Raw genomic sequence first — 13,811 nt, 5'->3', positions numbered from 1 at the left:
AATTTCAGTATATCACAGCGTTCTTTGTAAGAAAACATTGACAGAAAATGCAAACAAGATTATTCTATATTTGTACGTACTAATTAAATGTAATTTTCGTTAAATTTTAATATAAGTACGTACAATTGAAGTTTTGAATGAAAACGCTTTACTCAACATTCGGGAGGGCATTGAAATGAAGAATACTCCAACTCAATTAGAACCAAATGTTCCTGTAACACGAAGCCATTCAATGGGATTTGTCATTTTGATCTCATGTGCGGCGGGGCTTGGCGGCTTATTGTATGGCTATGACACGGCAGTGATTTCTGGCGCCATCGGTTTTCTGAAAGATTTATACAGCCTGAGTCCGTTTATGGAGGGACTTGTCATTTCAAGCATTATGATTGGAGGAGTTGTGGGCGTCGGGATATCCGGATTTTTAAGTGACAGATTCGGCCGGAGAAAAATTTTAATGACAGCCGCTTTGTTATTTGCGATATCAGCAATCGTTTCAGCGCTTTCTCAAGACGTGTCCACCTTAATCATTGCAAGGATTATCGGGGGGCTGGGAATCGGGATGGGCTCATCGCTCTCTGTTACGTATATTACAGAAGCGTCACCGCCCGCCATACGCGGAAGTTTATCTTCCTTATATCAGCTCTTTACGATACTGGGTATTTCCGCTACCTACTTTATTAATCTAGCTGTGCAGCGGTCCGGAACATACGAATGGGGCGTGCACACCGGCTGGAGATGGATGCTTGCTTACGGAATGGTGCCGTCCGTCATCTTTTTCCTTGTCCTGCTCGTCGTCCCGGAAAGCCCGAGATGGCTGGCGAAAGCGGGCAAAACAAATGAAGCTTTAAAGATACTGACACGTATTAATGGAGAAACTGTTGCAAAAGAAGAATTAAAGAGCATTGAGAACTCTTTAAAAATAGAACAAATGGGGTCGCTCTCCCAGCTGTTTAAGCCGGGGCTAAGAAAGGCGCTTGTCATTGGAATCCTGCTGGCGCTCTTTAACCAAGTCATCGGCATGAACGCCATTACTTACTACGGGCCGGAAATCTTTAAAATGATGGGATTCGGGCAAAACGCCGGATTTGTGACAACTTGTATCGTCGGTGTTGTAGAAGTCATCTTTACCGTTATTGCGGTGTTGCTGATTGATAAAGTCGGACGAAAAAAACTGATGTCCATCGGTTCTGCTTTTATGGCTATTTTTATGATTTTAATCGGGACGTCGTTTTACTTTGAGTTAACAAGCGGGATCATGATGATCGTCCTTATATTAGGTTTTGTCGCTGCTTTCTGTGTCTCGGTCGGACCGATCACATGGATTATGATTTCTGAAATCTTTCCGAACCATCTGCGTGCGCGGGCCGCGGGCATTGCGACCATCTTTTTATGGGGAGCAAACTGGGCGATTGGACAGTTTGTGCCAATGATGATCGATTCTTTCGGGCTCGCCTATACATTTTGGATCTTTGCGGTGATTAACATCCTTTGTTTCCTGTTTGTCGTTACGATCTGTCCAGAAACGAAGAACAAATCGCTCGAGGAAATTGAAAAGCTTTGGATAAAATGAAAACGCTTTAATGAAACAGCCCTTTCTACGGGAAGGGCTGTTTATATTGGGATGCACCATTTGGCGCTTTCTGTATAAGATAAAGATATATAGGAGAAAATATTGCTGGATAAAACGACGCGGCATGAAAACTCTGCGAATATTGTCGATGAATTGGCTCTTAACAGTTGAATAAACAATTCCACCCTGTTAAAATAATTAAAGAAAGCAGAAATGATTTTTTTTGGCTATGATGGGACGTTTTTTGTCATAGCGGGACATATAATGTCCAGCAAAAAAGGAAGGAACGTTTGAGTCATGAACCAGTTAATACAAGCTCAAAAAAAATTATTGCCTGATCTTCTGCTCGTTATGCAAAAGAGGTTTGAAATCTTGCAGTATATCAGGCTGACAGAACCCATCGGGCGAAGAAGCCTGTCTGCCAGTCTCGGAATCAGCGAGCGTGTGCTGAGGGGCGAGGTTCAGTTTTTAAAGGAACAGAACCTGGTCGATATTAAGACAAACGGCATGACATTGACAGAAGAGGGCTATGAACTGCTTTCTGTTTTGGAAGATACGATGAAAGATGTTTTAGGTTTGACTCTTTTGGAAAAGACATTAAAAGAACGTTTAAATCTAAAGGATGCCATTATCGTATCCGGAGACAGCGATCAATCCCCATGGGTCAAAAAAGAAATGGGAAGAGCGGCTGTCGCATGTATGAAAAAAAGATTTTCAGGCAAAAATATCGTCGCTGTAACTGGCGGTACGACAATTGAAGCTGTCGCCGAAATGATGACGCCGGATTCTAAAAACCGCGAGCTTTTGTTTGTGCCTGCAAGAGGCGGTTTAGGCGAAGACGTGAAAAACCAGGCGAACACCATATGCGCGCATATGGCGGAGAAGGCTTCAGGCACTTACCGGCTTTTGTTTGTTCCGGGACAGCTGTCACAAGGCGCCTATTCATCTATTATTGAAGAGCCTTCTGTCAAAGAGGTGCTGAACACCATTAAATCAGCGAGTATGCTGGTTCATGGAATCGGCGAAGCTAAAACTATGGCTCAGCGCAGAAACACGCCTTTAGAAGACTTAAAGAAAATAGATGATAACGACGCGGTGACGGAAGCGTTCGGCTACTATTTTAACGCGGACGGCGAAGTGGTTCACAAAGTGCATTCTGTCGGAATGCAGCTGGATGACATAGACGCCATCCCCGATATTATTGCGGTAGCGGGCGGATCATCAAAAGCCGAGGCGATCGAGGCTTACTTTAAAAAGCCACGCAACACGGTTCTCGTCACAGACGAAGGAGCCGCAAAGAAGTTATTAAGGGATGAATAATCCCTCAATATAAATATCTCTCACTTATTTAAAGGAGGAAACAATCATGGCAGTAAAAGTCGGTATTAACGGTTTTGGTCGTATTGGACGTAACGTATTCCGCGCAGCATTAAACAATCCTGAAGTTGAGGTAGTAGCGGTTAACGATTTAACAGATGCTAACATGCTGGCTCACCTTTTACAATATGATTCTGTACACGGAAAATTAGACGCTGAAGTTTCAGTTGACGGTAACAACCTTGTTGTTAACGGCAAAACAATTGAAGTTTCTGCAGAACGCGATCCTGCTAAACTTAGCTGGGGCAAACAAGGCGTTGAAATCGTAGTTGAATCTACTGGTTTCTTCACAAAACGCGCAGACGCTGCGAAACACTTAGAAGCTGGCGCGAAAAAAGTAATCATCTCTGCTCCTGCTAACGAAGAAGATATCACAATCGTTATGGGTGTTAACGAAGATAAATACGATGCGGCTAACCACGATGTTATCTCTAACGCATCTTGCACAACAAACTGCCTTGCGCCGTTTGCAAAAGTACTTAACGATAAATTCGGCATCAAACGCGGTATGATGACAACTGTTCACTCTTACACAAACGATCAGCAAATCCTTGATCTTCCGCACAAAGACTACCGTCGTGCGCGTGCAGCAGCTGAAAACATCATCCCAACATCAACTGGTGCTGCTAAAGCAGTTTCTCTAGTTCTTCCTGAACTAAAAGGCAAACTGAACGGTGGAGCAATGCGTGTTCCAACTCCAAACGTTTCTCTAGTTGACTTGGTTGCTGAACTGAACCAAGAAGTAACAGCTGAAGAAGTAAACGCAGCTCTTAAAGAAGCGGCTGAAGGCGACCTTAAAGGAATCCTTGGCTACAGCGAAGAGCCATTAGTTTCTGGCGACTACAACGGAAACAAAAACTCTTCTACAATCGATGCTCTTTCTACAATGGTTATGGAAGGCAGCATGGTAAAAGTAATCTCTTGGTACGATAACGAAAGCGGCTACTCTAACCGCGTTGTTGACCTTGCAGCTTACATCGCAAAAAAAGGTCTTTAATTTATAGCTGAAAAAGGACCTGACTTGGTTCTTTCGAATAGAAGCGCTATAATGAAAGCGGACAAGGGAAGGGGACGGACTCCCTTTCCCTTTTTCCATGAAGACCGGCTTTCAGAAAACGCTCTGTGATAGAGAAACGACCGCGTTTTAAGCAGCTTTGCCGGCGCTTTCGCCTAAGGCCGCTGCCCTGGCTTTTAGACGAACTGCCCTGTGCCGAAAAAGACTGCGATCTGCCCTAGCGGAGTTATCGCTTGAACAGACGGTTTCACGTTTTTCGTGCTGTATGCAAACCATTTTGAAGGAGGATCTCCTAGGCATGAATAAGAAAACTCTCAAAGACATCGACGTAAAAGGCAAAGTTGTATTCTGCCGCGTTGACTTTAACGTTCCAATGAAAGACGGGGAAGTAACAGACGATACACGTATCCGTGCTGCGCTTCCAACAATCAAACACCTTGCAGACCAAGGCGCAAAAGTCCTTCTTGCGAGCCACTTAGGCCGCCCGAAAGGCGAAGTGGTTGAGGAGCTTCGTTTAACTCCTGTCGCTGCACGTCTCGGCGAACTGCTTGGCAAAGAAGTGAAAAAAGCGGATGAAGCATACGGCGATGCTGTAAAAGCACAAATTTCCGAGATGAAGGACGGAGACGTTCTTGTATTGGAAAACGTACGTTTCTATCCTGGTGAAGAGAAAAATGACCCTGAGCTTGCAAAAGCATTTGCTGAGCTTGCAGATGTATATGTAAATGACGCATTCGGTGCTGCCCACCGTGCTCACGCATCTACAGCTGGAATTGCCGAGCATCTGCCAGCAGTTGCAGGTTTCTTAATGGAAAAAGAGCTTGATGTACTTGGAAAAGCGGTTTCCAATCCTGACCGCCCGTTCACAGCGATCATCGGCGGAGCGAAAGTAAAAGACAAAATCGGTGTAATCGAAAGTCTTCTTGATAAAGTAGACAACCTGATCATCGGCGGAGGTCTTGCTTATACTTTCGTAAAAGCGCTTGGCTATGAAGTCGGTAAAAGTCTTCTTGAAGAGGATAAAATCGAGCTTGCGAAATCATTTATGGACCGCGCTAAAGAAAAAGGCGTTAACTTCTACATGCCTGAAGATGTACTCGTTGCAGATGATTTCTCTAACGATGCAAACGTGAAAATTGTGCCGATCTCTGAAATCCCTAGTGATTTAGAAGCAATCGACATTGGTACGAAAACACGCGAAACGTATGCTGACGTCATCAAAAACAGCAAACTTGTCGTGTGGAACGGACCAATGGGCGTATTCGAAATCGACTTGTTCGCCCAAGGAACAAAAGCGGTTGCGGAAGCATTGGCAGAGGCGAAAGATACATACTCTGTCATCGGCGGAGGAGACTCTGCGGCAGCGGTTGAAAAATTCGGCCTTGCTGACAAAATGAGCCACATCTCAACAGGCGGCGGCGCATCCCTTGAGTTTATGGAAGGCAAAGAGCTTCCAGGGGTAGCTGCACTGAACGATAAATAATCTCAAAACTGCTATAAGGAAGTGGAACAGATGAGAAAACCAATTATCGCCGGTAACTGGAAAATGAACAAAACACTCGGCGAAGCTGTCAGCTTCGTTGAAGAAGTGAAATCTTCCATTCCAGCAGCAGACAAAGCTGAAGCTGTTGTTTGCGCGCCAGCGCTTTTCTTAGAAAAGCTTGCTTCTGCTGTGAAAGGCACTGACCTTAAAGTCGGCGCTCAAAACATGCACTTCGAAGAAAGCGGCGCGTTCACAGGCGAAATCAGCCCGGTTGCTCTGAAAGACCTTGGCGTTGACTACTGCGTCATCGGCCACTCTGAGCGCCGTGAAATGTTCGCTGAAACTGATGAAACAGTTAACAAAAAAGCACACGCAGCTTTCAAACACGGCATTGTGCCGATCATCTGTGTAGGTGAAACGCTTGAAGAGCGTGAAGCCGGCAAAACAAATGATCTTGTTGCTGACCAAGTGAAAAAAGGCCTTGCTGGTCTTTCTGAAGAACAAGTTGCTGCTTCTGTTATTGCATATGAGCCAATCTGGGCAATCGGAACAGGCAAATCTTCTACAGCGAAAGATGCGAATGACGTGTGTGCGCATATCCGTAAAACCGTCGCTGAAAGCTTCAGCCAAGAAGCTGCAGACAAGCTTCGCATCCAATATGGCGGAAGCGTAAAGCCTGCAAACATTAAAGAATATATGGCAGAGTCCGATATTGACGGTGCTTTGGTCGGCGGCGCGAGCCTTGAGCCACAGTCATTCGTTCAATTATTGGAGGAAGGTCAATATGAGTAAAAAACCAGCTGCACTCATCATTCTTGATGGGTTCGGATTACGTAACGAAACAGTAGGGAACGCAGTCGCTTTAGCGAAAAAACCGAATTTTGACCGCTATTGGAACCAGTATCCTCATCAAACATTGACTGCTTCAGGCGAGGCTGTAGGTCTTCCTGAAGGGCAAATGGGGAACTCCGAAGTAGGTCACTTAAATATCGGTGCGGGACGTATTGTGTACCAAAGCTTAACACGCGTAAATGTTGCCATTCGCGAAGGAGAGTTCGAACGCAATCAAACATTCCTTGACGCGATCAGCAACGCGAAAGAAAACAACAAAGCCTTGCACCTGTTCGGTCTTTTATCTGACGGAGGCGTGCACAGCCATATCAACCATTTATTCGCACTGTTAAAGCTTGCGAAAAAAGAAGGGCTGACAAAGGTTTATATCCATGGCTTCCTTGACGGCCGTGATGTAGGTCCGCAGACAGCGAAAACGTACATCAACCAGTTGAACGATCAAATCAAGGAAATCGGTGTAGGTGAAATCGCCAGCATTTCCGGACGTTACTACTCTATGGACCGCGACAAACGCTGGGACCGTGTAGAAAAAGCGTACCGCGCAATGGCGTACGGCGAAGGCCCATCTTACCGCAGCGCCCTGGATGTTGTTGATGATTCATATGCAAATGGTATCTACGATGAATTCGTGATTCCATCTGTCATCACAAAAGAAAACGGTGAGCCTGTTGCGAAAATCCAAGACGGCGATTCTGTGATTTTCTATAATTTCAGACCGGACCGCGCCATCCAGATTTCCAACACGTTCACAAACAAAGACTTCCGTGACTTCGACCGCGGCGAGAATTATCCAAAGAACCTGTATTTCGTCTGCCTGACTCACTTCAGTGAAACAGTTGACGGCTATGTAGCGTTTAAACCGATAAATCTTGATAACACAGTCGGAGAAGTATTATCTCAGCACGGGTTAAAACAGCTTCGAATTGCAGAAACTGAAAAGTATCCGCACGTCACGTTCTTTATGAGCGGCGGCCGTGAAGCTGAATTCCCGGGTGAAGAGCGTATTCTCATCAACTCGCCTAAAGTTGCAACGTATGACTTGAAGCCTGAGATGAGTGCGTATGAAGTGAAGGACGCGCTTGTCAAAGAAATTGAAGCTGACAAGCATGACGCGATCATTCTTAACTTCGCAAACCCTGATATGGTCGGCCACTCCGGAATGGTTGAACCAACAATTAAAGCAATTGAAGCAGTGGACGAATGCTTGGGCGAAGTCGTTGACGCGATCCTTGCTAAAGGCGGACACGCTATCATTACCGCTGATCACGGTAATGCTGACATTCTGATTACAGAATCAGGCGAACCGCACACTGCGCATACAACAAACCCAGTCCCTGTGATTGTAACGAAAGAAGGCATTACGCTGCGTGAAGGCGGAATCCTAGGCGACCTTGCACCAACGTTATTAGACCTTCTTGGTGTTGAAAAACCGAAAGAAATGACAGGAACATCTTTAATTCAAAAATAATTTGAAAATCAAAAGGAGAGACAAAACTCATGCCATACATTGTTGATGTTTATGCACGCGAAGTATTAGACTCCCGCGGCAACCCAACAGTTGAAGTTGAAGTATATACAGAAACAGGAGCTTTCGGCCGCGCATTAGTGCCAAGCGGAGCTTCTACAGGTGAATACGAAGCGGTTGAGCTTCGTGACGGCGACAAAGACCGTTACCTTGGAAAAGGCGTGTTAACAGCTGTTAACAACGTAAACGAAATCATTGCTCCAGAGCTTCTTGGCTTTGATGTAACTGAACAAAACGCAATCGATCAGCTTTTAATCGAGCTTGACGGTACTGAAAACAAAGGCAAACTTGGTGCGAACGCAATCCTTGGCGTATCTATGGCTTGTGCGCGTGCTGCTGCTGATTTCTTACAGATTCCTCTTTACCAATACCTTGGAGGATTCAACTCAAAAACGCTTCCTGTACCGATGATGAACATCGTAAACGGCGGAGAGCATGCTGATAACAACGTGGATATTCAAGAATTCATGATCATGCCTGTAGGTGCTCCTAACTTCCGTGAAGCACTTCGCATGGGCGCTCAAATCTTCCACAGCCTGAAATCAGTATTAAGCGCAAAAGGCTTAAACACTGCTGTAGGTGACGAAGGCGGATTCGCTCCAAACCTTGGTTCTAACGAAGAAGCGCTTCAAACAATCGTTGAAGCAATCGAAAAAGCCGGCTTCAAACCTGGCGAAGAAGTTAAACTTGCTATGGATGCTGCATCTTCTGAGTTCTACAACAAAGAAGACGGCAAATACCATCTGTCTGGCGAAGGCGTTGTGAAAACATCTGCTGAAATGGTTGACTGGTATGAAGAGCTTGTTTCTAAATACCCAATCATCTCTATCGAAGACGGACTTGACGAAAACGACTGGGAAGGCCACAAGCTTCTTACTGAGCGTCTTGGCAAAAAAGTTCAGCTTGTTGGTGACGACCTCTTCGTTACAAACACGAAAAAACTTTCTGAAGGTATTAAAAACGGCGTAGGCAACTCTATCCTGATCAAAGTAAACCAAATCGGTACATTGACTGAAACATTCGATGCGATCGAAATGGCGAAACGCGCAGGCTATACAGCTGTTATCTCTCACCGTTCTGGTGAAACTGAAGACAGCACAATCGCTGACATCGCTGTGGCAACAAACGCAGGACAAATCAAAACAGGTGCTCCGTCTCGTACGGACCGTGTTGCGAAATACAACCAGCTTCTTCGCATCGAAGATCAGTTGGCTGAAACTGCTCAATACCACGGTATCAACTCTTTCTACAACTTAAACAAGTAATAAAAAGACCGCCGGGATTTTCTCTCGGCGGCTTTTTTATGCTTTCAGAGATCCAAATAAAGCCTTACCATATCGCGGCATTGAATCCCGTTTTCAAAAATGTCCTCATCATAATGTCTGAGAAAGAAATCGTGGTCGATCGCCTGAATGCGGAATCCGCATTTTTGATAGAGGGAAAGCTGATGAATGCTCGAATTCCCCGTTCCGATTTCAATCGTGTCCGCCCCCAGCTCCTTCGCTTTTTCAATGGCGTCAAGTACAAGCTGTTTGCCAAAGCCCTTCTTCTGAAGAGATTCTTTTACCGCAATATTTACAATTTCAACTGTTTGCGGCCTTGTTTTTAGCAATACATAAACACCTGCAAGCTCATCACCGGCCCAAGCTGTGTAACATTCTCCCCTCTCAAGATATTCATCTACAATGTCTTTCGATGGATCAGCGAGCAGCAATAGATCATATAGTTCGTCATTTGTTTCTTCTCCTAATTCAATCCTGAGCTTTTGCATATTCGTACCACCTTTTTAGTCTGATAGACATTTAATTTTTTCATTCGTTCCCAATTTCATTCTGTTTTATTATAAAATATGAAAAGCAGTAAATGTTATCAAATTAGTAGAATAGGAGGAAAGTCATGTTTTTTTGTAAGAATTGCGGCTCCCAGAATAATGAAGGAGCCAAGTTTTGTAAACAATGCGGCACCCCGGTCGGAGGGGGCAGCAAACAGGCAAATCAAGAAACAGCTAGCACTGCAGAAACGAGGCAGGCTCCGCGAAAACCGATCCCTAAGAAAACCATCATTTTATGGAGCAGCATTGCCGCGGCGTGCGTTATATTATTCGCCGCATATAAAACCGGAGCGTATTTTACTTCAAAGGATAGGTTAGTCGACAAGTTTGAACAGGCCGTAAATGATGGGGATCAGGACCAAATCGCGACTCTGCTTACACCGGTAAATGACAATCTTAAACTCACTAAAAATAATGTAAAACCGTTTCTTACATATTTGAAGGATCATCCAGACAAAAAAGATGAACTTTTTGCATCGCTGCGGGATGAAACAGCCCAGAAGGATATCGTATATGCAGAAAAAGACGGGAAAAGCCTGCTGGTATTTGATCATTATGACTTAAAGGTAGCACCTGTTTATTTTGAAGTGAGCAGCAATTATAAAAATACCGATCTATATGTCAATAAAGAGGAAGCCGGATCTGTAAAGAAAGCAGATCAAGCACAAACCCTCGGTCCGTACATTCCCGGCGAATATACAGTCTCAGCCAAACTGAAAAACGATGTCGTTGACCTTGTGAAAAAGGAAGACATTCAGGCGGTTGGCGATAACAGCTTTCGTGTTGATCTCTCATTGGAAGCAGACGATGTGACATTCAGCTTAGCGGATGACATCAAGAGCGGGAAGGGAGATTTGCTGATTAACGGCAAGTCGATTCATAAAGACCCATTCAAATCCGTAACATACGGTCCGCTGCTGACAGATGGATCAATGACAGCTTCAGTCGAGGCAGAATTTCCGTGGGGAAAAACAAAAACTGCCGGCGTTCCGATCGATGATAAAGAAATGGAGTTAACGTTAATTCCTGATCAAGATACACAGGAACAGATTATGAACACAATTGTCAAAACAACAAAACAATACTCCAAAGCTCTATCTGATGGGAATACAGCCCAGATGACAGAGGCAAGTGCCAATTGGAAGGCGGAGACGAAGGACACCGTCGATTCTATGAAAAGCGCGGATTCATACTTAAAAGATAGATACTTGGAAACTGATTTTGACCTGGACACATTTGCCCTCTCTCAGAAAAACGACGGAACGTGGCAGGTATCGGTAACAGGAAAAGAACTTCACCAGTCTTCTTCGTATAACGACTATACAAAATCTGAAATGACTGACGAAAGTCCGAGTTATGAATATCTTCTTTTATATGATAAAAAACAGAAAAAGTGGATTTTCGAAGATGCAGAATCAACATTCCAATCTGCAGGCACAAATATAAAGAAAATCAAAAATGATAAACCAGAGACATACACTTCCGCCTGGGCTGGCTCGAAAAACAAAGGCAGTGAAAGCTCTGCAAGCGGCGATGTTACAGATGAACAAGTGACATTATTTATGGGCAGTTATCTGCAAAGTCAGGCAGATGCCGTGAATCAAAATAATTTCTCACTGATGGAAGACAGCCTTGAAAAAGGCAGTTCCCTTTATTCCGACCAGCAGCATCTCGTGTCGAAATTAAATAAAGAGGGGACAACAGAAGACTTTAATAACTATGAAGTGAAAAGCTGGAGCCAAAATGGGTCGGCTATCACGATTAAGACGTATGAAGAATTCTATATCACAAAATCAGGCGGCAGTCCAAAGCTCAGAACATATAACTGGACTTATACCGGCGTAGTGAAGAACGGAAGAATTTACTTAACGTCTATTCAATAAAACAACCCCATCACCAGCAGGTGATGGGGTTGTTTTTAAAAGAGCATATAACGGAAAATTTCTTTGACATAGTGTTCGATAATAAGCTGAAATGTAACGCAGATGATCAGATAAATCACAATCGTTGAGTAAATGACATCAATTTTCCCTTTATATGAATGCTGGTAACTGCCCAGCATCGCAGGAGGAATGGCGAAGAATGCACCGATTAAACCAACGGCTAATATGGTAAAGCAAATGTCTGTATGTAATAAAAAGAAGAAAAGGGCAAGAATCAAAATAGCCGTAAACGGTATGAGAAACGCTCCGAATCTTGAGAATGAATCCTTGAAAGATACTTGGTTTCCCGCGATTTTCAGGGCGAAAAAGATGCATGCATGCAGGCCAAATAGAAATAAAATAAAATAAATGGTTGGCTCTAAGAAGATTGCTGTAAAGCTTACGCTTCCGGGACCGTCTGAAAAAAGAATATAAAACATCAAAGGGGTCAGCAAACTGAAAAGAACCATCGTAATGATTGCGCTGATCAGCTGTTCTCCGCCTGTTGCTTTACATTCCTGATAAGGGCGTTTCAGGACGGATAAGACAAATGAACCGAACTGTTTTGCTGCTTGCTTTGCAGCGGTTCCAGTTTGAGCTGCATGCTGGTGGCCTGATTGACCGGAGAGCGGTGATCCGCATTTCTCACAAAAATTTCCGCCATCTGTTTGATGGCCGCATTGAGGACAATACATAAAATAACTCCTTTACCTGTAATATAGGGAAAATAGACTAATAGTTTTATTATAAAAGAAAAAAGTTGTAAAGTAATCAATATTCATACAAAAAAAGACACGTGCCCGATAGCAGCTGTGTCTTTTTTTATGCTAGTTATTCATATATTTCTCAAATACATCTCCAAAATCCTTAATATGATACTGCGAGCGAACGGATGTCAGCCAAGTAAATCCGAATTCGGTCAGCTCTTTGTATTGCGTTTCAATATTGACGTGCTCAGGGCGGGTATGGTGAAGAATCGTCACTGCTTTATCTAAGCTTTGCTCCGCTTGATTGATTAAAATGTCATTTTCATAGGTTGTTTCAGCGATGCGAAGCAGTGCTTTATAAAGGTCTTTTAACTTTTCAATCTGGTCTTTGTGGACATCAATGTCGAATTGTTCACCGCCCAGCTTGAACTTAATTTCAACATCCAAATCCACTTTTCCGGCAGTTTCAAGAAAAACGTCAGAGATTTTATATTGCGAATAAGGATAGCGTTTCAACGTTCGTTTTGAGGAAGTGGCGCGTTCGCCGTCCACATGGATCAGGGCCAGGTTCGTAAAGCAATACTCGTCTGCTTTTGTTTTAATCAAGAAATAAATTTTCTCATTATCTTCATGCATGACATAGTCATCTGCGTCTGTTTTGTCATAGTCCTGAGGTTCGATAATTTTTCCGATATCAGATAAGCCCAAGGCATCTGCCGCAATTTTTTTGAACATCTGTATACGTCCTTCCTATTCAATTTGTCACTTCATTGTAGCATGGCGCGTTTCTGACATGCTATAAAGGTTTACCGGGAAATCGCCTCCGGGTAAAAGGGTGGAGAATAATTCTATTTCCTGTGCAGAGACTATCAACAAGGAGGTATATGATGTTCTCATTTATCGTTCACGTCTTCATTTTTTATTCGCAGTATCGAATCCGATCGGAAACGTACCGATATTTCTGACGCTGACAGAAGGCTATACTGCAGCGGAAAGAAAAGCGATTGCCCGGAAGGCAGCTATTTTATCCTTTTTTATTCTCGCAGCTTTTTTGGTTTTCGGTCATCTTATCTTTAAACTGTTTGATATCAACATTTACGCGCTCCGAGTGGCGGGCGGCATATTCATTTTCGGCATTGCCTATAATCTATTGAATGCGAAAGAATCACACGTGCAATCTCTTCACCATGATGAACATAAGGAAAGCAAGGAAAAAGCGGATATATCAGTCACACCTTTATCCATTCCGATCATTGCTGGGCCCGGAACGATTGCAACAGTGATGAGCCTTTCCGCCGGTCATAGCGGCATTGGTCATTATGCGGCTGTCACGATCGGCATAGCCGCCGTTATTGCCCTGACCTTTCTCTTTTTCCACTATTCTGCTTTTATCAGCAGCAAACTCGGAAAAACCGAGATGAATGTGATTACCAGACTGATGGGATTAATCTTAGCCGTGGTTGCGGTCGGGATGATTGGTGCGGGGCTGAAAGGCATGTTTCCGATCTTAACCTCATGATGCAAAAAGC

Annotated in this window: 11 protein-coding genes and 1 pseudogene; 9 read left to right on the top strand and 3 right to left on the bottom strand. The window is 43.9% G+C overall.

The window, feature by feature from the left end:
- Positions 1-175 precede the first annotated feature (175 nt).
- The 7 genes from araE to eno all read left to right on the top strand — a co-directional run bounded on the left by araE (position 176) and on the right by eno (position 9,087).
- Positions 176-1,570, top strand: coding sequence for an arabinose-proton symporter AraE (gene araE, locus NSQ16_RS17655; protein WP_327836491.1), 1,395 nt, complete (start codon positions 176-178; stop codon positions 1,568-1,570).
- 297 nt (positions 1,571-1,867) lie between these two features.
- A complete protein-coding gene (gene cggR / locus NSQ16_RS17650) occupies positions 1,868-2,890 on the top strand; it encodes a gapA transcriptional regulator CggR (protein ID WP_009968188.1) in 1,023 nt (340 codons plus the stop codon).
- Between the two features lie 46 nt (positions 2,891-2,936).
- On the top strand, positions 2,937-3,944 hold the full coding sequence (gene gap / locus NSQ16_RS17645) for a type I glyceraldehyde-3-phosphate dehydrogenase (protein WP_003219957.1): 1,008 nt from the start codon (positions 2,937-2,939) through the stop codon (positions 3,942-3,944).
- A gap of 316 nt (positions 3,945-4,260) precedes the next feature.
- Positions 4,261-5,445 (top strand): phosphoglycerate kinase, encoded by a 1,185-nt coding sequence (locus tag NSQ16_RS17640; RefSeq protein WP_003243051.1) that lies wholly within the window; start codon positions 4,261-4,263, stop codon positions 5,443-5,445.
- Between the two features lie 30 nt (positions 5,446-5,475).
- Positions 5,476-6,237, top strand: coding sequence for a triose-phosphate isomerase (gene tpiA / locus NSQ16_RS17635; RefSeq protein ID WP_003243394.1), 762 nt, complete (start codon positions 5,476-5,478; stop codon positions 6,235-6,237).
- A complete protein-coding gene (gene gpmI / locus NSQ16_RS17630) occupies positions 6,230-7,765 on the top strand; it encodes a 2,3-bisphosphoglycerate-independent phosphoglycerate mutase (protein ID WP_003228330.1) in 1,536 nt (511 codons plus the stop codon). Before tpiA ends, gpmI begins: the two co-directional genes overlap by 8 nt.
- A gap of 29 nt (positions 7,766-7,794) precedes the next feature.
- Entirely contained in the window at positions 7,795-9,087 is a 1,293-nt protein-coding gene (gene eno / locus NSQ16_RS17625) for a phosphopyruvate hydratase (RefSeq protein WP_003228333.1), read from the top strand.
- A gap of 44 nt (positions 9,088-9,131) precedes the next feature.
- Here the strand turns inward: eno and NSQ16_RS17620 are convergent, their stop codons facing one another.
- On the bottom strand, positions 9,132-9,593 hold the full coding sequence (locus NSQ16_RS17620) for a GNAT family N-acetyltransferase (protein ID WP_021480624.1): 462 nt from the start codon (positions 9,591-9,593) through the stop codon (positions 9,132-9,134).
- Positions 9,594-9,718: 125 nt separating this feature from the next.
- Here NSQ16_RS17620 and NSQ16_RS17615 point away from each other — a divergent pair, with 125 nt between their 5' ends.
- The gene (locus NSQ16_RS17615; RefSeq protein WP_230488651.1) at positions 9,719-11,536 is read left to right on the top strand and encodes a zinc ribbon domain-containing protein; all 1,818 of its coding nucleotides are present in this window, start codon (positions 9,719-9,721) and stop codon (positions 11,534-11,536) included.
- A gap of 35 nt (positions 11,537-11,571) precedes the next feature.
- On the opposite strand, the gene NSQ16_RS17610 is transcribed toward NSQ16_RS17615, so the two are convergent.
- Both NSQ16_RS17610 and NSQ16_RS17605 read right to left on the bottom strand, forming a co-directional pair.
- On the bottom strand, positions 11,572-12,270 hold the full coding sequence (locus NSQ16_RS17610; RefSeq protein WP_160221819.1) for a zinc ribbon domain-containing protein: 699 nt from the start codon (positions 12,268-12,270) through the stop codon (positions 11,572-11,574).
- Positions 12,271-12,402: 132 nt separating this feature from the next.
- Positions 12,403-13,017 (bottom strand): PH domain-containing protein, encoded by a 615-nt coding sequence (locus NSQ16_RS17605; RefSeq protein ID WP_003228342.1) that lies wholly within the window; start codon positions 13,015-13,017, stop codon positions 12,403-12,405.
- A 149-nt stretch (positions 13,018-13,166) separates the two neighbouring features.
- Here NSQ16_RS17605 and NSQ16_RS17600 point away from each other — a divergent pair.
- A pseudogene (locus NSQ16_RS17600) lies at positions 13,167-13,801 on the top strand (NAAT family transporter).
- Positions 13,802-13,811 lie beyond the last annotated feature (10 nt).

The organism is Bacillus sp. PS108 (genome assembly GCF_037963335.1).
Taxonomy (GTDB): Bacteria; Bacillota; Bacilli; order Bacillales; family Bacillaceae; genus Bacillus; species Bacillus subtilis.
The sequence above is the reverse complement of the archived record's forward strand: the minus strand, read 5'-3'. Positions and strand labels throughout refer to the sequence as shown.